We start from the raw sequence: 17,811 nt of genomic DNA on the forward strand, positions 1-17,811 counted from the left end.
CCGGGCCGCGCGGGCGCTTCAGACCTGCTTCCTGCCCTGGTTCCTGATCTCCGCCAGGCGCTCGGCCCCCATGCCGACGGCCTGCTGCGTGACCTCGGCGTACGGCTCGTCCAGACCGGCGTGGGTGACGGTGATCGCCTCCTCCGCGACCCGCACCCCGGCGATGTCCATGGTCAGGTACGTCAGCTCCCCGTCCTCCGTCTCACCGGCCAGCGTGACCCGCAGCGCCTGCCGGGCGTCGCCGACGGGCGGCAGCGGCATCTCGCCCACCTCCACCTCCTGGATGCCGCCGCGTGGCGTCGCGGCGGTGAACCGGCCGCACCTTTCCGGCAGCGACTTCAGCCAGTCGAGCCTGCGGTCGACGTCCGCCGGGGGGTGGGCGGCGACCTGCTGGCGCAGCTGGGCGTCGGTCCCGACGGCGTCGAGCCCGATCGTGGCGTGCGGGCCCTCGGGTGCGCCGAAGAGCTCCTCCGTGTAGAGGACGTCGAGCAGCCGCTGGCACTCGGGGTCCTCGGTCGTCGCCTTGAGCAGGCCGTCCCGCCAGGTCCGCGCCCCCCGCGTCGGGCGCCACGGCTCTCCCAGGTCGGCCTCGGTGAGCAGCGCCGCCCGGGCCTGCGCCTCGGTGAGGGCGGACCCGGAACCGGAGGGCTGCTCGGCGGCGGGCGAGGCGGCTGAGGCGGTCGCGGAGGCGGAGGCGGAGAACCAGCGCGGCCGCGGCTCGTCGTCGAGGGAACAGCCGGCCGTGGCCAGCAGACCGGTCACCGACAGCACGGAGACGAGGAGGGCACGGGCGGCCGGGGGGTGGGTCATCGGGGTGCCTCCTGGTGGGCGGGCCGGTGGGAACGGCTGTCCAAGATCGGTTCGGTGCTCATACGGCACCACCGGGGCGGCCCCGCCACCAGCGAGAAGGGCCGTCCGGGTGAGCGGGGACGGCGCGCGGGAGCGTCGTCCCCGGGAGCGGGGCCGGCCTGCCGTAGGACGCGCGCGAGCGGAACGGGCGACCTCCACGGCTTCCGTGCCGGTGTGGGGCGGGCGGCCTTCACGGCTTCCGTGCCGGTGCGGGACGGGCGGCCTCCACGGCTTCCGTGCCGGTGCGGGACGGGCGGCCTCCACGGCTCCCGTGCCCGTGCGGGGCGGGCGGCCTTCGCCGGCTTCCGCGCCCGTCCCGCCCGAGCGGGACGGGCTGCCCCCGCCGGCTTCCGCGCCCGTGCGGCCCCGCCCGGAAATGCGGTCGTCCCGACCGCGCCGCGCTGCTACGGTCACGCCCATGCAGCGCGTGCGGTCCCACCCGACCTTCCCGTCCTCCACGACGACGCCGGAGAGTGTCCCGGCGCGCTGACAGCTGATCCGAGTGTCCGAAGCCCCGGGGCGAGTGCCCCGGGGCTTCGTCGCGCGGTGCTCGCTCCCGAATCCGGAGGAGCCCGCCATGCACGACCACCGCCGACTCGGCCGTGAACTGGAGTTGTTCGACACCGACCCGCTGATGGGCGCCGGGCTGCCGTACTGGCTGCCCGACGGCGCGACCGTGCGGCACACCCTGGAGGAGTACGTCCGGGAGGCGGAACGCCGCGCCGGCTATCGGCACGTGTACTCGCCGGTCCTCGGCAAACGCGAGCTGTACGAGATCTCCGGCCACCGGGACCACTACGGCGAGGACATGTTCCCGCCGATGGCCCTCGGCGCCGAACAGGTCCTGCTGCGCCCCAGCCTCTGCCCCCACCACGCCCTGATCTACCGCTCCCGCTCCCGCAGCCACCGCGAACTGCCCCTGCGCCTGGCCGAGGTGGGCGGCATGTACCGCTCGGAGCCGTCGGGCGTGCTCGGCGGGCTGACCCGGGTGCGGTCCATCACCCTCAACGACGCGCACGTCTTCTGCACCCCGGAGCAGGCGGTGGGGGAGGCGCGGGCCGCGCTGGAGCTGATCCGCCGGGCCTACCAGGACCTGGGCATCAGGGCCTCCCGCCACCGTCTGTCGCTGCCCGGCGCGGGCGGCAAGTACGTGGCCGACCCGGAGCTGTGGCGGCGGGCCACCGCGCTGCTGCGGGAGGTCCTGGACGGCTCCGGCCTGCCGTACGAGGCGGCCGAGGGCGAGGCGGCGTTCTACGGCCCGAAGATCGACGTGCAGATCACCGACCCGGCCGGCCGGGAGGCCACCCTGTCCACCGTCCAGATCGACTTCCACCAGCCCGAGCGCTTCGACCTGCACTACATCGGCCCCGACGGGGCGAGGCACCGCCCGGTCATGGTGCACCGCAGCGTCATCGGCAGCCTGGAGCGCGCGGTCGCGCACCTCGTCGAGACCCACGGCGGCGCCTTCCCGGCCTGGCTGGCGCCGGTGCAGCTCGCCGTCCTGCCGGTGGCGCGGGAGCAGGCCGGAGCCGCCCACGCCCTGGCCGCCCGGGCGGTCGAGCGGGGTCTGCGCGCCGAGGTCGTCGAACCCGGCCGGGGCACCCTCGCCGCCCGCGTCCGCGAGGCCCGGCTGGTGCCCTACCAGGCCGTGATCGGGGCGCGGGAGGCCGCCGCCGGGCTGGTCGCGCCGCGCCTGCGCGACGGGCACCGGCCCGGGCCCCTGCCCGCCGAGGAACTGCTGCGCCGCATCGGCGACCGGGTGGCCGCCCGCGGGACCGCCCTGTGGGAGGGGCGGCCGTAGGGCGGGGTCAGAACGCCCAGCGCGTGTGGCTGTAGACCCCGTCCTTGCGGCCGAAGCCGTACGCGGTGTCCGGCGCCACGGCGAACACCACCGCGTCCCCCCTGCGGAACGCGTCGCCGATGCCGAAGAAGGTGCCCTCGGGGGAGGTGACGTGCGGCCCGTACTTGGTCTCGTACGCCGTGATCACCTCCTCCAGCAGCGCCCGGTCGGTGACCGGTTCCGCCCTGCCCTCGACCACCAGGTCGAGACCCTCGGTCAGGGAGTTCGACCCGGTGGTCAGCGCGCAGTGCGCGTCGTGGGCGAGGTTCCTGGCCTTCTGCTCCTGGCGGCCGGTGGAGAAGTACAGCACCCCGTCGTGCCAGGCGGCGACGCAGGGCGTGACGTGCAGCCGGCCGTCGGGCCGCACCGTGGAGACCCAGAAGATCTCGGCGACGGCCAGCCGCCGCTGCGCCTCGGCCCACTCGGTGGCGGTGACGTCCGAGGCGCCGGGGCGGGGGTTCAGGGCGGAGCTGTAGCGGGCGTCGAGCTCGGTGACGGGACGTTTCACTGATCCGTGGGCCGGCATGACGGCACTCCTTTCCGCGGGCGGCATCCCCTTCCAGGAGACACCGCCGCGGCCACCCCGGCCACACCCGTCGCCACCGGGCCCGCCGGCCGGGGTGGCGGCGGGCGGGCGAGGTCGTAGGGTCGCGGTACGGAGACCGGGCGGGACCAGGGGAAGGAGCCCTCGCCGTGACGGACGGGCAGCGCGTTCCGGTGATCATCGACTGCGACACGGGGGTCGACGACGCCCTCGCCCTGCTGTTCGCCGTACGCCACCCGGCGCTCGACGTCCGCGCGATCACCTGCGTGGCCGGGAACACCGACGTCGACGGCGTCGTCCGCAACACCCTGACCGTGCTGGAGCAGGCGGGCGCCGCCCGCATCCCGGTCGCCCGGGGCGCCGAACGGCCGCTGATCGAGGCACCCCGGTCGGCGCGGCACGTGCACGGACACGACGGCATGGGCGACCTGGGCCTGCCCGAGCCGTCCCGGCGCCCGGCCGACGTCGACGCCGTCACGCTGCTCAGGCGCGAGATCCTCGCCTCGCCGCGCCCGGTGACGCTCGTGCCGACGGCGCCCCTCACCAACATCGCGCTGCTGCTGCGCACCCACCCGGAGGTGGTCGGCAACATCGAGCGGATCGTCTTCATGGGCGGCGCGGCGGGGGCGGGCAACGCCACACCCGTCGCGGAGTTCAACGTCTGGCACGACCCGGAGGCGGCGGCGATCCTGCTCACGGCGGGCGTGCCGATCACGATGTACGGGCTGGACGTGTTCACCCGGGTCGTCGTCCCGGCGGCGGACGTGCGCAGACTGCGGGCGAGCGGCGAGCCGGGGGCGCGGCTGGCCGGGGAGTTGCTCGCCCACCGCCCGGCGCATCCGGACAGCCGTCCCGACGACCCCGCCGAGACGGCCGGCGGGCTCGGGGACGCGGGCGCGGTGTGCGCGGTCGCCGACCCGGAGGGCCTGACCACCCACCGCCTCCCCGTGGACGTCTCCCTCGCGCCCGGGCCCACGCGCGGCATGACGATCGTCGACCGGCGGCCCCGCCCCGGCGAGTTGGAACTCCACCACGGCACACGCGAACAGGCGCTGGTGGACGTCGGGCTGGACGTGGACGTGGAGCGGTACGTGGACCTGTACCTGACGACGGTGGAGAAGACGCCCGGCTGAGCCGTCGCCGTGCGCACGGCACCGCGGTGGTTCCTTTTCCCGGCATTCGGGACAGATTCAGAGGTGTCGCCCGTATGCCTCGCGAAGGAGACCGCGTGACCGAACGCCCCGTGCTCGACCTGTCGTCCCGTGACCCCGACTGGTGGCGGCAGGCCGTCGTCTACCAGGTCTACCCCCGCAGCTTCGCCGACGCCGACGGTGACGGACTCGGCGACCTGCGCGGCATCACCCGCCGCCTCACCCACCTCGCCGCGCTGGGCGTGGACGCCCTGTGGCTGAGCCCGTTCTACCCGTCCGAACTCGCCGACGGCGGCTACGACGTCGCCGACCCGCGGGACGTCGACCCGCGCCTGGGGACCCTGGAGGACTTCGACGCCCTGGTCGCCGAGGCCCACCGGCTCGGACTGAAGGTCATCGTCGACATCGTGCCCAACCACTCCTCGCACCGGCACGTCTGGTTCCAGGAGGCCCTGCGCTCCGGCCCCGGCTCGGCCGCCCGCGACCGGTACGTCTTCCGTGACGGGCGCGGCGAGCACGGCGAACTCCCGCCCACCGACTGGCAGTCCGTCTTCGGCGGCAGCGCCTGGAAGCGGGTGCCCGACGGGCAGTGGTACCTGCACCTGTTCGCCCCCGAGCAGCCCGACTTCAACTGGGAGAACCAGGAGGTCCGCGCCGACCACCGCACCACCCTGCGCTTCTGGTCCGACCGCGGCGTCGACGGCTTCCGCGTCGACGTCGCCCACGCCCTCGTCAAGGACTTGAGCGAACCGCTGCGCGACCTGGGCCGGCCCGAGCTGAGCCGCGAGGAGGCCCTCACCGCGCTGCCGCCGGGCACGCACCCCTTCTACGACCGTGACGACGTGCACGAGATCTACCGCGACTGGCGCAAGATCCTCGACGCGTACCGCCCGCCCCGCATGGCCGTCGCGGAGGCGTGGGTGCCCGGCGCCCGGCGCGCGCTGTACGCCCGCCCCGACGAACTGGGCCAGGCGTTCAACTTCGAGTATCTGCAGGCGCGTTGGGACGCCGAGGAGCTGCGGCAGGTGATCACCGGCTCGCTCGCCACCGCCCGGGCCGCCGGGGCGTCGGCCACCTGGGTGCTCTCCAACCACGACGTGATCCGCCACGCCTCGCGCCTGATGCTCCCGCCGGACACCGACCTCAACGCCTGGCTGCTCGCCGGCGGTCGCGCCCCCGCGGTCGACGAGGCGGCCGGGCAGCGCCGGGCGAGGGCCGCCACGCTGCTGATGCTGGCGCTGCCCGGCTCGGCGTACGTCTACCAGGGCGAGGAGCTCGGACTGCCGGAGGTCGCCGACCTGCCGACGGAGGTGCTCCAGGACCCCATCTGGGAGCAGACCGGCCGCGTCCGCAAGGGCCGGGACGGCTGCCGGGTGCCGCTGCCGTGGACCACGACCGGGCCGTCGTACGGCTTCGGGCCGGGCGGGGCGTGGCTGCCGCAGCCGCCCGGCTTCGCCGCGTACGCCGTCGAGGCGCAGGACGGGGTGGAGGGCTCCACCCTGGAGCTGTACCGCAGGGCCCTGCGGCTGCGCCGGAAGCTGCTGGAGGGGGAGGAACTGAGCTGGGCCGCCGATGTGCCCGAGGGAGTGCTGCAGTTCGACCGCGGCGAGGGGTGGCGGTGTGTCACGAACCTGTCCGGGGCGGTGGTTCCGCTGCCGGCGGGTGAGGTGCTGCTGAGCAGCGCGCCGTTGGAGGACGGGGGGTGGGTGGGGCCGGACACGACGGTGTGGCTGGGACGCTGACGGCTCCGCCGGAGGGCGGGGGTGCGGGGGTGTGGGGCGCGGGGGGTTGTCGGTCGGGTGCGGCTTGGTTGTGGCCGGTCGCGCAGTTCCCCGCGCCCCTACGGGGGTTGGTCGCGCCGTGCCCCGCGCCCCTGTCGGGGGCGGGGAGAGCCACTCTTGTGGGTCAGTGGGCGTGCCGGCTGGGGGAACGGTCGGGAGAATCGTCGGCGGAGTGTCTTTGACAAGCCCGTACCCGGACAGGGGGCTCCGCCCGCGATGAACAGGTCGAGGAAGACATCAGCCGTGGTGGGGGCCGTCGTCGTGGGAGCGCTCGCGGTCTGCGGCCCGCCGGCGGCGGCCCGGGACGGCGAGACGCTGTGGGGGGCGGCCGTCATCGCGCCCGGACGGGAGGGCATCGTCGAGGTCGCGGGCGTCCAGGGTGCCGGGCCCGGGGACGCGCTGACGCTGACCGCGCCCCGCGGGACGCGGGTGACCGGCGCGCCGCTGGACGCGCCCGGCTACCGCGGGTGGATCGCCGCCGACGGGCGCACGGGGACCTACACGGTCACGGCCCACGGGGGAGGGCAGCCCCGCGAGGGGCGTACGTTCCCCTTCGTGCTCGCGGTCCCCGCGGACGCCGTACCCGGCACCCGGCTGCGCGACTGCGGTCTGCGGATCACCGACGCGCGGGGCGTGCGGCAGGCCACGGGCCGCTGCACGGTGACCGTGGGGCTCCCCGGGCCGACGCTGACCCGGCCGCTGTCGGGTGTCCCGCTGGACGCCCGGCCGGAGACCTCCGGCACGGCGCATCCGGGCGCCCAGGTCACCGTCCGTGACAAGGACGAGCGGGAGGTCTGCGCGACCACGGCGGCACCCGACGGCACCTGGACGTGCACGCCGGGCCCGGCGCTGCCGGCCGGTGCCAACCGTCTCCAGGCGGTCGCCACCCTGAACGGGGTGAGCGCGGCGAGCGAGCAGATCGACATCGCGGTGGCGGAGGCCGGCGCGGATCAGTAGCGGACCGCCCGGGCCACCTCGGTGCGGATGTCGCCGGACAGGTCGTGGGTGCTGCGGGCGGTGGCCGTGGCGGACTGGCCGGGCTGCACGTGGTCCACGGTGACGATGACCGTGTCGACGAGCTGGTCGCCGGCGTCCCTGAAGTCGACCTGGACGGCGAAGGAGCGGACCGAGTCGTCGGTGTTGCGGACGGTGACCTCGGTCCGGACCCGGCCGTCGGAGCCGGTGGCGGGCGCGCCCGTCTCGACGTCGCCCGCGACGTCGACGCCGTCCTGGATGTCGTCGAGCCGGCTCTCGGCCTCCGCCGCCGCGGACTCCACCGCCTCGGTGGCCTGCGAGGCGATCGACCCGACCGCCGACTCCGCCTTGCGGGCGGTCTCCGCGGGGGAGTCGCCGTCGCCGCAGCCCGCGAGCACGGCGGTCAGGGACAGCGCCAGGGCCGCCCCTCCGGTGGCCCAGCGCGTCCGGTGGCGGGCAGCCATGTCGCCTCCCTGGAGCTGAGCGCCGCGGCGTCAGGTGCGTCCGAGGCCGCCGCCGCCGAAGGATCCGCTGGATCCGGGCGACCAGCGGCGCCGGCTCTGGTCCTTGCCTGTCCTGGTGCTCGCGTGGTGGAGCTCGTGGGGCAGCAGCCGGTCCCCGTCGAGGGTCACCACCGGCACGTCGTCGGGCTCCCGCATCTCCCGCGTCTCGCGGACCGGCCCGCCCTCCGGCACGTGGGGCTGTTCCTCCGGGCCGGGGTGGCGGATGTCCTTGTCCATGACCCGCATCCCGACACGCACGGCCCAGATCAGCGCACAGGCCACGACGAGTCCGCTGACGAAGGCGATCGCCACGGCGACCGCGTGGTCCGACGAGGCCGCGAGCACTGCGTACGTTGCCGTCTCCATGCTCCGATTATCGCCGAGGTTCTGGGATAAAGCGCCCGGAATGTCCGGTACGGCTCGGCTACCGGTAGTGCGCGAGGAGCACCAGTGCCAGAGCGGTCAGGGCCGGGAGGGTCTGGACGAACAGGATCCTCCGGCTCGCGGTGGCGGCGCCGTACACGCCCGCCACCGCCACGCACACCAGGAAGAACACCGAGACCTGGAACCCGACCGGTTCGGGCGCCACCGCGCCCCAGAGCAGCCCGGCGGCGAGGAAGCCGTTGTAGAGCCCCTGGTTGGCGGCCAGGGCCCTGGTGCTCTCGGCGAACTCCGGGGTCGTGCCGAAGGCGGAGCGGGCCCGGGGCGTGGTCCACAGGAACATCTCCAGCACCAGGATGTAGGCGTGGAGCGCGGCGAGGGCGAGGACCGCGACCGTGGCGAGGATCGTCATGCCCTCATCATCACAGCCCGCTCGTCCCTCTTCGCCCCGTCCCTCTTCGCCCTGCTCCTCTTCGCCCCGCTCCTCCTCGCCCCGCTCCTCCTCGTCCGGCCCTTCCTCGATCGGGCCCTCCCGGGAGGCGGCGCGGGGTGCCGGGTGGCAGATTGCGGCCAGAGGGAGGCCGGGACGGGCCGTCGCGTCCCCGCGTGTGCCGCTCGGGAGCCCGTCCCGGCCTTCCCGTCAGCCGGTCCCGCGCAGGTCCGAGGCCCGGCCCTCCTCGTCCCACCGCACCTCCAGGACGTGGTCGACGGCGTCCCGGTCGAGGGGGCCGAAGACGTGCGGGAACAGGGTGTCCCCGGAGACCCCGGGCGGCGGGGCGGGTGCCGCCGCCTCCCACTCCACCCGGGCCGTCAGACGCGTCTCGTCCAGGGCGAGCACCAGCAGCGGCCCGGCCGCGTCCCGGTAGAAGGCGTTGACCACGGCCAGCGTGGTCGCCTCGTCCGGGGAGCAGTGCACGAAGCCCTCCTCGGCGAGGGAGGCGGGGGCGTACGCCCGGCCGGACTCCGCGGTCCAGGCGGTGCGCGGTACGACGTGATAGATCATGGCGTCGTTTATAGCCCCGTCCACGGCCCCGTCAGCGTCCGCCCGTCAGAGTCCGAGGGCGGCCACGGTCCGCCTGGTCGCCTCGGCGATCAGGGCGTCCGAGGGCTCGGCGTCGCGGCCCCGGCGGTCGGTCATGACCGCCAGGACGAGCGGTTCGCCGCCGGGCGGGTGGAGGACGGCGATGTCGTTGGCGCGGCCGTAGTCGCCCGTTCCGGTCTTGTCGGCCACGCGCCAGCCCTCGGGCAGCCCGGCCCGGATGCGGCGGGCGCCGACCGCGGTGGCGTTGCGCGAGAGCCAGTCCAGGAGCAGGGCCCGTGCGCGGGCGGACAGGGCGGTGCCGAGGAGCAGCGTGCGGAAGTCGGTGGCGACCGCCCGGGGGGAGGTGGTGTCGGCGGGGTCGTCCGGCGGTACGTCGTGCAGTTCGGGCTCGTAGTGGTCCATGCGGCTGACGGAGTCGCCGAGTCCGCGCAGGTAGGCGGTGAGCGCGGCGGGGCCGCCGAGGTCGCGCATGAGGAGGTTGCCGGCCGTGCCGTCGCTGAACCGGACGGCGGCGTCGCAGAGTTGGCGCAGGGTCATGCCGGTGTCGACGTGCTTGCCGGTGACGGGAGCCGTGGACTTCAGGTCGGCCCGGGTGTAGGTGACGCGGCGGTCCAGGCCGTCGGGGGAGACGCGGTGCAGGACCGCCGCCGCGGCCAGGGCCTTGAAGACCGAGCAGAACGCGAACCGTTCGTCGGCGCGGTGCAGCACCGTGGCGCCGGTGCCGGTCGCGAGGGCGTAGACGCCGATGCGGGCGCGGTACTCGCGTTCCAGGTCCGCCAGCCGGGGGCGGTGGGCCGGGGGGCGGCCGCGCGGCGGGGAGGCGGACGGGCCGGCCGAGGGGGACCGGGAGGCGCTGCCGGCGGGACGGTCGTCCGTGGCGCAGCCGGCCAGCGGGGCCAGGGGGGTGAGGGCCGCGGCGGCCAGGACGGCGCGGCGCGGCGGGGCGTGACGGTCGGTGGGCACGCGGAGTGCTCCTCTCACCAGCGGTTCTTCTCGGTTCACGGGCTCTGCTTCTGCGGGGGCCGGCTGCTGCGGGGCTCTGCTTCTGCGGGGGCGGGCTGCTGCGGGGCCGGCTTCCGCGGCGGTCGGCTCAGCCGGGTGCCGCCGGTCCGGCCGGGGCTCAGCCGGAGTCGCCCGGCACGGCGGTCAGCAGTCCGCGGACGACCGGCCCGGCCGAACCGCCACCCGTCACCCCCTCCTCGACGACACAGGCGATGGCGACGTTGCCGCGGTGGGCGACGAGCCAGCCGTTGTTGTCCTGGTCCTCGGAGACCTCGGCGGTGCCGGTCTTCGCGCCGATCTCGCCGGGCAGCCCGGAGAGGATCTTCGCGGTGCCGTCCGTCACGGTGGCACGCAGCATCTCGCGCAGCTGCGTGACCACGCCGCGCGGCAGCGGGGTCGTGTCGGTCGTGTCCTCGGTGCCGGCGGTCAGCGACGGCTGGTGGAAGGTGCCCGACACGGCCGTCGCGGTGACCGACGCCATGATCAGCGGGTTGGCCTGCACCCGGCCCTGCCCGATCATCGACGCGGCCTTCTCCGTCTCGTCCCGGGGCACCGGCACCGAGCCGTCGTACGTGGGAGCCCCCACGTGCCACTCCTGGCCGACGCCGAAGTACTCGCGGGCGACGGCGCCCAGCTCCCCCTCGTCGAGCCGGTCGCGCAGGCTGATGAACGCCGTGTTGCACGACTCGGTGAAGTCCTTGCGGAAGGTCGCGCCCGGGTGCTCCGACAGCTCCACGTTCTGGAACCGCTTCCCCACCGTCAGGTACCGGGGGCAGTCCACCACGTCGTCCGGCGCGACGGCGCCCTTGAGCAGCAGCGCGCTGCTGGTGACGATCTTCCAGGTGGAGCCCGGCGCGTAGGTGCCGGACAGCGCGCGGTTGAAGCCGGAGGACGGGGAGTTCGCCACGGCCAGCACCTCGCCGTCGTCGATGCGCAGCGCGACCAGCGCGGCGTTCTTGCCGTCGGCGTGGGTGGCGAGGGCCTTCTCGGCGGCGGACTGCCAGTCGGCGTCGAGGGTGGTGCGGACCGGGCCGTCGTCCGCCCGGACCGTCTTCGCGCCGAACCGGGCCTCCGTGCGCTCCACTGCGCCGGTGACCCGGTCGACCAGGTGGATCGCGCCCCGGGCGCCGGACGCCCCGCCGCCGCCGTCCCCGGCGAGGCGGGTCATCAGGGGGGCCAGGGAGGGGAACCGCGTGCCGGTCATCTTCTCGCCGTCGCGGTCGGTGACCTCGGGCGGTTCGGTCTCCTCCCGTTCGAGACGGAACTTCTCCGTGTCGCTCAGCCGGGGGTGGACGAGGGACAGCGTCCACTCCACCTTCCAGGAGCCGTCGTCCTGTTCGCGCAGCGGAAGCGTCGACGCGTAGGTCCAGGTGCCCAGACCGGTCACGGGCATCCGGGCGGTGAAGCGGACGGTGACCGTGCCGTCCTCGCCCTCGGCCGCGGTCTCGGCCGTCAGTTCCGGCTTGCCGATGTCGAGTCCGGCGGTGAAGCTCCGCAGGACCTTTTCGGCCGCGGCGGGACTGGTCGTACGGTCCGCCGCGCCGGGCATGCGGCCGGCCTCCCAGTCGGCGAGGAACGCGCGGGCCTGTCTGGTGGCGGCGGGGTCGGGCCCGGTGTCGCGCGCGAAGGGACCGAGACCGGCCGCGTACGCCCCGCCCGCGGCGACGGCCAGCGCGACCGCCCCCGCGACGACGGCCCGCAGGGCCCTGCGGCGCGGCCCGCGGCCGCCGGTGGAGGCGCCGGAGTACGCGGCGCCCGAGGAGTCGGCGAGGTTGTCCATGCGCCGAGGACAGCAGCGCCGGCGGCGGCCTGTCCAAGTCCTTTATCGATCTCGCATCGATCAATTCCCGATATGGTTCCTGCTCGTGGACCTGTTGCGGCACTTGGAGTGCTTCGTGGCTGTTGCAGAAGAGTCACACTTCGGCCGAGCCGCGGAGCGGCTGGGCATGGCCCAGCCGCCGCTCTCGCAGCGCATCCAGCGCCTGGAGAGGCATCTGGGTGTCCGGCTCTTCGCACGCACCAGCCGGCAGGTGACCATCACGGAGGCGGGTGCGCTGCTGCTGACCGAGGCGCGGGAGGTGCTCGCCCGGTCCGAGGCGCTGATGGCCACCGCGCGCCGGGTCCGGGACGGCGGGACCGGGCGGCTGCGGGCCGCCCTGCCCCCGGACGTCTCCGGCGAGACGGTCGCCGCGCTCCTCGCGGGCTTCTCCGGCACCGTCCCCGCCGGGGTGGACCTGGACCTGCACGAGCTGTCCACGGCGCAGCAACTGGAGCGGTTCGCCGCGCACGAGCTGGACGTCGGGCTCATCCACCACCCCTGCGACGTGTCGGGGCTGGAGCTCGGCCCGGTGCTCCGGCGCGAGCTGGGCGTGCTGCTGCCGGACGGCGCGGCGGCGGCCGGACTCGACGAGGTCCCGCTCGCCTCCCTCACCGGCTACGACCTGATCCTCTTCCCCCGCTCGGCCGCCCCCGCGGTCTACGACGACCTGCTGACGACCTGCGCCCGCAACGGCTACACCCCGCCCGCGGTCCGCCACGCCCAGGGGGCGAGCTTCGTCCGGGGACTGGTGCTGTCGGCGGAGGCGGTGGCGTTCGGGCCGCGGGACGCGCAGCCGCCCGGGCGTCCCCAGCCGGCTCCCGGGCCGGGCCCCGGCGGCGACGTCGTCTGGCGTCCCCTCACCGGTGCTCCGCTCGCGCTGCGGCACTCCGTCGCCTGGCCCGACGGGCGGGGGGACGCCGCCGTCGCCGCGTTCGCCGAGGCCGCCACGCACGCCCTGCGCACCGCCGGGGCCACGCCCGACCTGCCCTCCCGACCGCTCCATCTGCGCCCGGCCTCGGAGTACTGGCTGTGACCGACACCCTCGCCCGCATCCACGCGGCCTTCGCCGACGCCGGGGTCACCGGCCGGCTGCACGCCGTCGACATCGACTCCGGGGCGCAGCTCGACGCCGGTGCGGACCAGCCGGTGTGCACCGCCAGCGTCCACAAGCTGTGTGTGCTCGTCACCCTCCACGAGCAGGCCGCGCGGGGGGAGCTGGACCTCACCGAGCAGGTCGAGTGCCCGCCGCGGGGCCGCACCGCCGGACCGACGGGGCTCGCCGCGATGCTCGACGGGGCCCGGCTGTCCCTGCGGGACCTCGCCTATCTGATGATGTCCGTCAGCGACAACGCCGCCGCCGACCTGCTGCTGGCGCGGGTCGGTCTCGACGCCGTCAACCGCACCAGCACCCGCCTCGGGCTCACCCGCACCCACGCGGTGCACTCCTTCGGCGACCTCCTCGCCACCATCAAGGAGGACGCCGGGCCGGGCGGCGCCGGGGCGCTGGCCGACCCGCACACCGTCGCCCGGCTCCGCGCGCTCGACCCGGCCCGCACCAACCGCAGCACCCCGCGCGACATGACGCGCCTGCTCGCCGCCGTCTGGCGCGACGAGGCGTGCACACCGGAGCACGGCGCGGCCATCCGGCGCCTCCTCGGCCTGCAGGTGTGGCCACACCGGCTGGCCTCCGGCTTCCCCTTCGACGACGTGCACGTCGCGGGGAAGACGGGCAGCCTGCCGACCGTGCGCAACGAGGTCGGCGTCGTCGAGTACCCGGACGGGGGACGCTACGCCGTCGCCGTCTTCACCCGCACGGCCCGCACCTCCGCGCTGCTGCCCGCCGCCGACGCCGTCATCGGCACGACGGCCCGCCTGGCGGTGGACGCCCTGCGCGCCCCCTAGCGGACGCCCGGGCTCAGAGCTGGAACTCGGCGGGCGGCACCCCCAGCGCCGCGCACGCCTCGCGCAGCACCATCTGCTCGGCCTGCGAGAAGTCGCCGTCGGCACCCGCGATGACGATGCCGGTCTGGATGACGGCCCTGGCCTCGGTGGGCTTCTTGGCGGCCTTGGCGATCTCCTGCAGGGCCTCGGCCTTGCCGAGCTGGGCGTTGGCCATCAGCTGGTCCACGTGCTTGTTGAACCGCTGGCGCAGCTGCTCCGGCGGGAAGTTCTGCAGGACGTCGTTGCCGAGGATCATCGACTCGACGTGCTGCCGCTCGGCGGGGTCCACATGCCCGTCGGCCGCCGCGACCAGGGCGCACATCGCCATGCTCGCGTCCCGGTAGGCACCGCTCTTCAACTCGCTCTTCAGCGACCCGAGCTGCGTCTTCAGCAGGCCGACCAGCTGGGCCTTGCTCCCGCCGCCCGACCTCGCCCCACCGCTGTGGCCGCCGGTCGCGCCGCGACCCGCCTGATTCTGCTGCAGAGCCTTGGCCTGGTCCTTGAGCCGGTCCCACACTGCCATCGACGTCACCTCGAATTTCGTCAGCATTCCTGGCGCACCCGCTCCGGCGTGCTCACCCCTCCCAACGCCCGGGCCCCGGGCAAAGGTTCCGCAAAACCCCCGGTCCGGGTGGACGGGGGTCCGGGCGGGCCCGCCGGGTCAGCGGCCGTCCGCGGCGGCCGGCCCCTGATCCGTGCTCGGGCGGTCCTCCGCCGGGACCGGGCGGACCGGGGCCGAGGTGGGCGAGGAGGGCGAGGAGGGCGAGGAGGCGCGGGACCGGGTCGCCGTCGGGGTGGCCGCCTCCTCCGGTGTGGCGCTGTCGCGGGCGCTGTCACGGGCGCCGGCCGGGCGGGAGGTCGCGGCAGGCGGCCCGGGGGTGGACGGGGCGCGGGTCGGGGACGCGGAGGGGGTGGGGGCCGGGCGGTCAGGCGCCGTGGTCGCGGGAGCGGGAGCCGGGGCGGGGGCCATCGGGATGCTCGGGGAGGCGGGGCGTTCCGGCGCCGCGAGGCGCAGGGGCAGGACGACGAGCGCCGCCACCGCGCAGCACACGCCCGCCCCGGCCGCGGTGCGCAGCATGCGGCGGCGGGACGCCCTGCGGCGGATCGCCTCGTACTGGCCCGGGGCGGCGGAGAGATGGACCGGGGAGGAGGGGCGCAGGATCACCGCGAGCGGATCGTCGGGCCCGGACACGCCGTCGTCCGGGTCGTCGTCAAGGCGTGTGGTCAAGGCTTCTCCTCAGATGGACGCGGAGCAGTTCCCGGGCCGCGTGCAGGTCGGCCTTGACGGTTCCTTCCTTGCGTCCGGTCAGGACGGACACCTCCCGGATCGGCATGTCAGCGTAGTAGTGGAGCAGGATCGGCACGCGGAGCCGTTCCGGCAGCGCCTGTACGAGCAACCGCACCGAGGGGTCGGCCTGCTCGGGGTGGGGCCGTACGGCGGCCTCCGAGGTGACGCGGTGCAGGGCCCGGCGCTCCCGCTCCAGTTTGCGCCAGTGGTCCCGGACGAGGTTGGCCGCGGTGACGTACAGGAACCCGCGCGGCTCCTCCACGGACGTCCAGCGGGCCCACAGCCGGGTGAACGCCTCCGAGGCGATCTCGTGGGCCGTCCCGTCGTCGTCGACGAGACGGCGGCACCAGCCGGCGAGACGCGGGTAGAGGGCGGCGAACAACTCGGACGCGGCCTTCTCGCGGGACCGTTTCAACGCTCTCCAGGGGTGGGGGACTCGGTGCCGCTCAGCGCGGCGAACACGATCACGTTGTCCGCGTAACCGTCACCGGTACGCGCTCCGCCGCATGTGATCAGCCGCAGTTCCGGGCGGTCCACGTCCCCGTAGACGTCGTCCACGGGGAAGTCGTCCTTGGGGACGGTCCGCACGGCCGTGACGGCGAAGTGCGCCGCCGCGCCGTTCTCCAGGCGCGCCACGATCGGGTCGCCGCGGCGCAGCCGGGCCAGACGGCGGAAGACGCCGTCGCCGTGCGCGCCGACCGTGACGTGACCGAGGATCACCGACGGCCCGGTCCGGCCCGGCGTCGGCGAGTGCTCGTACCAGCCCGCCCGGTCGTGGGCCGTGACCGGCGGCACCTCCACGGTGCCGTCCGGGGCCAGGCCCAGCCGGATGACCGGGGTGTCCACCCCGATGCCCGGCACGAGCAGCCGGACCGGCGCGGAACGGGCCAGGGGGCGCGGCGGCGGCGCCGGGGACGTGCGGGCGGAAGCGCCCGGTCCCGGTGCCGGCCCGCCGCAGCCCGTCAGCAGGGAGGTCAGCGCCGCCGTCGTGAACGCGCGCCTGGAGAACGGCCTCATGCCCCGGACCTCATGCCCCGCTCGCCCGGCGGCGCCGTACGACGAGGATCGAGCCGCCGCCCACCGCGAGCACCGCGGCGGCGCCCGCGCCGATCGCCGCGCCGTCGCCTCCCGAGGCCGGGGACGCCGTCGTCACACCGGTGTCGGGAGCGCCGCTCGGTACGACGGTGACCTGGTCCCGGGCCGGTTCCCGGCTCGGTGCGGCGCTCGCGGCCGGGGCGGCCTCGGACGGCGCGCGGGTCGGCTCGGCACCGGACTCGGGCTGTGTGGTGGGCGTGGCCTGCGACGGGACCGGGCTCGGGGCCGTCGCGCCGCTCGCGAACGCGGGCCCGGTGCCGACCAGTACGGCGAAGCCCGCGAGGGCCAGGGAACTGAGGACGGTACGGCGCATGGAATCGCACTCCTTCGTCGGCCCGCCGGGGGAGGCGGGCTGGGTGACGGGTCGTGCGGAGAGACGAGGCGGGTGGACGGCGGGTTGTAAAGAGATGGCAAAGTGTGGCGCCGGGGGGAGGGGTGAACCATCGTCAGCCCGGGTGGTGTGGGCCCGGGGGGCGTGGCGCGCCCGACGTCGTCGCCGCCCTCACCGGCGGCCGGACCCCGGAACTCGGGTCGTGGAGGAACAGCCGTGGAGCCCGGGGCGCGTTCCTCACGGGCCGGGCGTGTCCCGGAACCGGTCCGTCGCCGCCAGCAGGGCCTGTGCCGTGGTGCTCCCCGACAGCCCGTGCCCCTCGCCGCCGATCAGCACGAGCTCGGCGTCCGGCCACACCCGGGCCAGCTTCCACGCGATGTCCGGTGGGCCGCTGATGTCGAGCCGGCCGTGGATCAGCACGCCGGGGATGCCGGCGAGCCGCCCGGCGCCGCGCAGGAGCGCCCCGTCCTCCAGGAAGGCGGCGTGCCGCCAGTAGTGCGTGACCAGGCGGGCGAAGCGGAACCGGAAGACCGGGTCCTCGAAGCGGGGGTCGGGCCGGTGCCCCGGGTCGGTGGAGACGTGCACGTCCTCCCACCGGCACCACTCCCGCGCGGCCCGCTCCCGCACGGCCGGGTCGGGGTCCTCGAGCATCCGGGCGTAGGCGTCCACGAGGCTGCCGTCCCGCTCGCCCTCCGGCACGGTGTCGCGGAACCGCGCCCACTCCTCGGGGAAGACGCGCCCCATGTCCCGGGTCACCCACTCCACCTCCCGCCGCGTGGTGCTGGTGACGCTGAACAGCACCAGCCCGGACACGCTCCCGGGATGCCGCTGGGCGTACGCCAGGGCGAGGGTGACGCCCCAGGAGCCGCCGAGGACCAGCCACGCGTCGCTGCCGAGGTGCTGCCGCAGCAGTTCGATGTCGGCGATCAGATGCCGGGTGGTGTTGGCGGCGAGGGAGGTGCGCGGATCGGCGGCGTCGGGCGTGCTCCGCCCGCACCCGCGCTGGTCGAACAGCACGATCCGGTACGCCTCCGGGTCGAACATCCGCCGCCAGGTCGGCCCCGCCCCCGATCCCGGCCCGCCGTGCAGCACGACGGCGGGCTTCCCGGCCGGGTTGCCGCAGACCTCCCAGTACACGAGGTTGCCGTCCCCGACGTCGAGCATGCCGTGATCGTGGGGCTCGATACCGGCTGGATAGAGGTCGGACATGGAGGCGTCCCTTTGCGATCGGCGTCAAACGGCCAGGCTAGTACGGGAGTTGGACAGTGC

Annotated in this window: 20 protein-coding genes; 6 read left to right on the forward strand and 14 right to left on the reverse strand. The window is 75.4% G+C overall.

Annotated features, from left to right (window positions below):
* Positions 1-18 precede the first annotated feature (18 nt).
* Positions 19-810, reverse strand: coding sequence for a hypothetical protein (locus tag ABZY20_RS32840; protein ID WP_356446447.1), 792 nt, complete (start codon positions 808-810; stop codon positions 19-21).
* A gap of 616 nt (positions 811-1,426) precedes the next feature.
* On the opposite strand from ABZY20_RS32840, the gene thrS reads away from it, so the two are divergent.
* On the forward strand, positions 1,427-2,650 hold the full coding sequence (thrS, locus tag ABZY20_RS32845; RefSeq protein WP_356446449.1) for a threonine--tRNA ligase: 1,224 nt from the start codon (positions 1,427-1,429) through the stop codon (positions 2,648-2,650).
* Between the two features lie 7 nt (positions 2,651-2,657).
* On the opposite strand, the gene ABZY20_RS32850 is transcribed toward thrS, so the two are convergent.
* Positions 2,658-3,215: a pyridoxamine 5'-phosphate oxidase family protein gene (locus ABZY20_RS32850; RefSeq protein ID WP_356446451.1), complete on the reverse strand. Its 558-nt coding sequence runs from the start codon at positions 3,213-3,215 to the stop codon at positions 2,658-2,660.
* Positions 3,216-3,382: 167 nt separating this feature from the next.
* On the opposite strand from ABZY20_RS32850, the gene ABZY20_RS32855 reads away from it, so the two are divergent.
* The 3 genes from ABZY20_RS32855 (at position 3,383) to ABZY20_RS32865 (ending at position 7,122) form a co-directional block, all read left to right on the forward strand.
* Positions 3,383-4,366, forward strand: coding sequence for a nucleoside hydrolase (locus tag ABZY20_RS32855; protein ID WP_356446453.1), 984 nt, complete (start codon positions 3,383-3,385; stop codon positions 4,364-4,366).
* A gap of 74 nt (positions 4,367-4,440) precedes the next feature.
* On the forward strand, positions 4,441-6,126 hold the full coding sequence (locus ABZY20_RS32860) for a glycoside hydrolase family 13 protein (RefSeq protein ID WP_356446455.1): 1,686 nt from the start codon (positions 4,441-4,443) through the stop codon (positions 6,124-6,126).
* Between the two features lie 255 nt (positions 6,127-6,381).
* Positions 6,382-7,122: a carboxypeptidase regulatory-like domain-containing protein gene (locus tag ABZY20_RS32865; protein ID WP_356446457.1), complete on the forward strand. Its 741-nt coding sequence runs from the start codon at positions 6,382-6,384 to the stop codon at positions 7,120-7,122.
* On the opposite strand, the gene ABZY20_RS32870 is transcribed toward ABZY20_RS32865, so the two are convergent.
* The 6 genes from ABZY20_RS32870 to ABZY20_RS32895 all read right to left on the reverse strand — a co-directional run bounded on the left by ABZY20_RS32870 (position 7,116) and on the right by ABZY20_RS32895 (position 11,848).
* Positions 7,116-7,604, reverse strand: a complete 489-nt coding sequence (locus ABZY20_RS32870) for a hypothetical protein (protein WP_356446459.1) — start codon at positions 7,602-7,604, stop codon at positions 7,116-7,118. The genes ABZY20_RS32865 and ABZY20_RS32870 overlap by 7 nt on opposite strands.
* A 30-nt stretch (positions 7,605-7,634) precedes the next feature.
* Positions 7,635-8,009 (reverse strand): DUF6479 family protein, encoded by a 375-nt coding sequence (locus ABZY20_RS32875; RefSeq protein ID WP_356446461.1) that lies wholly within the window; start codon positions 8,007-8,009, stop codon positions 7,635-7,637.
* 58 nt (positions 8,010-8,067) lie between these two features.
* Positions 8,068-8,436, reverse strand: a complete 369-nt coding sequence (locus ABZY20_RS32880; protein ID WP_356446463.1) for a DUF1304 domain-containing protein — start codon at positions 8,434-8,436, stop codon at positions 8,068-8,070.
* Positions 8,437-8,664: 228 nt separating this feature from the next.
* Positions 8,665-9,027, reverse strand: coding sequence for a DUF952 domain-containing protein (locus ABZY20_RS32885; RefSeq protein WP_356446465.1), 363 nt, complete (start codon positions 9,025-9,027; stop codon positions 8,665-8,667).
* Between the two features lie 45 nt (positions 9,028-9,072).
* Entirely contained in the window at positions 9,073-10,029 is a 957-nt protein-coding gene (gene bla, locus ABZY20_RS32890; RefSeq protein WP_356446467.1) for a class A beta-lactamase, read from the reverse strand.
* A gap of 157 nt (positions 10,030-10,186) precedes the next feature.
* A complete protein-coding gene (locus ABZY20_RS32895) occupies positions 10,187-11,848 on the reverse strand; it encodes a penicillin-binding transpeptidase domain-containing protein (protein ID WP_356446469.1) in 1,662 nt (553 codons plus the stop codon).
* Between the two features lie 85 nt (positions 11,849-11,933).
* On the opposite strand from ABZY20_RS32895, the gene ABZY20_RS32900 reads away from it, so the two are divergent.
* Complete coding sequence (locus ABZY20_RS32900) at positions 11,934-12,920, forward strand: LysR substrate-binding domain-containing protein (RefSeq protein WP_356446471.1); 987 nt, start codon at positions 11,934-11,936, stop codon at positions 12,918-12,920.
* Positions 12,911-13,789 (forward strand): serine hydrolase, encoded by an 879-nt coding sequence (locus ABZY20_RS32905; RefSeq protein ID WP_356446549.1) that lies wholly within the window; start codon positions 12,911-12,913, stop codon positions 13,787-13,789. Before ABZY20_RS32900 ends, ABZY20_RS32905 begins: the two co-directional genes overlap by 10 nt.
* Before the next feature lie 13 nt (positions 13,790-13,802).
* Here ABZY20_RS32905 and ABZY20_RS32910 read toward each other — a convergent pair whose 3' ends face one another.
* From ABZY20_RS32910 to pip, 6 genes are all read right to left on the reverse strand, one after another.
* Positions 13,803-14,351, reverse strand: coding sequence for a TerB family tellurite resistance protein (locus ABZY20_RS32910; RefSeq protein WP_356446473.1), 549 nt, complete (start codon positions 14,349-14,351; stop codon positions 13,803-13,805).
* 138 nt (positions 14,352-14,489) lie between these two features.
* A complete protein-coding gene (locus ABZY20_RS32915) occupies positions 14,490-15,056 on the reverse strand; it encodes a hypothetical protein (RefSeq protein ID WP_356446475.1) in 567 nt (188 codons plus the stop codon).
* Complete coding sequence (locus ABZY20_RS32920; protein WP_356446477.1) at positions 15,040-15,531, reverse strand: RNA polymerase sigma factor; 492 nt, start codon at positions 15,529-15,531, stop codon at positions 15,040-15,042. The genes ABZY20_RS32915 and ABZY20_RS32920 overlap by 17 nt, the downstream gene beginning before the upstream one ends.
* Positions 15,528-16,133 carry a class F sortase gene (locus tag ABZY20_RS32925; RefSeq protein WP_356446479.1) on the reverse strand — a complete coding sequence of 202 codons (606 nt, stop codon included), beginning with the start codon at positions 16,131-16,133 and terminating at the stop codon, positions 15,528-15,530. Before ABZY20_RS32925 ends, ABZY20_RS32920 begins: the two co-directional genes overlap by 4 nt.
* A 10-nt stretch (positions 16,134-16,143) precedes the next feature.
* Entirely contained in the window at positions 16,144-16,524 is a 381-nt protein-coding gene (locus ABZY20_RS32930; RefSeq protein ID WP_356446480.1) for a sortase-dependent protein, read from the reverse strand.
* Between the two features lie 255 nt (positions 16,525-16,779).
* Positions 16,780-17,751 carry a prolyl aminopeptidase gene (pip, locus tag ABZY20_RS32935; protein ID WP_356446482.1) on the reverse strand — a complete coding sequence of 324 codons (972 nt, stop codon included), beginning with the start codon at positions 17,749-17,751 and terminating at the stop codon, positions 16,780-16,782.
* Between the last annotated feature and the right edge of the window lie 60 nt (positions 17,752-17,811).

Origin of the sequence: Streptomyces sp. NPDC006624 (assembly GCF_040611555.1) — a bacterium.
Lineage (GTDB): Bacteria > Actinomycetota > Actinomycetes > Streptomycetales > Streptomycetaceae > Streptomyces.

Bases quoted from the DNA above. Each gene is read 5' to 3' on its own strand.
- ABZY20_RS32925 (WP_356446479.1), bottom strand. From the start codon at position 16,133: ATGAGGCCGTTCTCCAGGCGCGCGTTCACGACGGCGGCGCTGACCTCC.
- ABZY20_RS32840 (WP_356446447.1), bottom strand. From the start codon at position 810: ATGACCCACCCCCCGGCCGCCCGTGCCCTCCTCGTCTCCGTGCTGTCG.
- ABZY20_RS32930 (WP_356446480.1), bottom strand. From the start codon at position 16,524: ATGCGCCGTACCGTCCTCAGTTCCCTGGCCCTCGCGGGCTTCGCCGTA.
- ABZY20_RS32870 (WP_356446459.1), bottom strand. From the start codon at position 7,604: ATGGCTGCCCGCCACCGGACGCGCTGGGCCACCGGAGGGGCGGCCCTG.
- ABZY20_RS32850 (WP_356446451.1), bottom strand. From the start codon at position 3,215: ATGCCGGCCCACGGATCAGTGAAACGTCCCGTCACCGAGCTCGACGCC.
- ABZY20_RS32895 (WP_356446469.1), bottom strand. From the start codon at position 11,848: ATGGACAACCTCGCCGACTCCTCGGGCGCCGCGTACTCCGGCGCCTCC.
- ABZY20_RS32910 (WP_356446473.1), bottom strand. From the start codon at position 14,351: ATGGCAGTGTGGGACCGGCTCAAGGACCAGGCCAAGGCTCTGCAGCAG.
- ABZY20_RS32885 (WP_356446465.1), bottom strand. From the start codon at position 9,027: ATGATCTATCACGTCGTACCGCGCACCGCCTGGACCGCGGAGTCCGGC.
- ABZY20_RS32880 (WP_356446463.1), bottom strand. From the start codon at position 8,436: ATGACGATCCTCGCCACGGTCGCGGTCCTCGCCCTCGCCGCGCTCCAC.
- ABZY20_RS32865 (WP_356446457.1), top strand. From the start codon at position 6,382: ATGAACAGGTCGAGGAAGACATCAGCCGTGGTGGGGGCCGTCGTCGTG.
- ABZY20_RS32860 (WP_356446455.1), top strand. From the start codon at position 4,441: ATGCCTCGCGAAGGAGACCGCGTGACCGAACGCCCCGTGCTCGACCTG.
- thrS (WP_356446449.1), top strand. From the start codon at position 1,427: ATGCACGACCACCGCCGACTCGGCCGTGAACTGGAGTTGTTCGACACC.
- pip (WP_356446482.1), bottom strand. From the start codon at position 17,751: ATGTCCGACCTCTATCCAGCCGGTATCGAGCCCCACGATCACGGCATG.
- ABZY20_RS32875 (WP_356446461.1), bottom strand. From the start codon at position 8,009: ATGGAGACGGCAACGTACGCAGTGCTCGCGGCCTCGTCGGACCACGCG.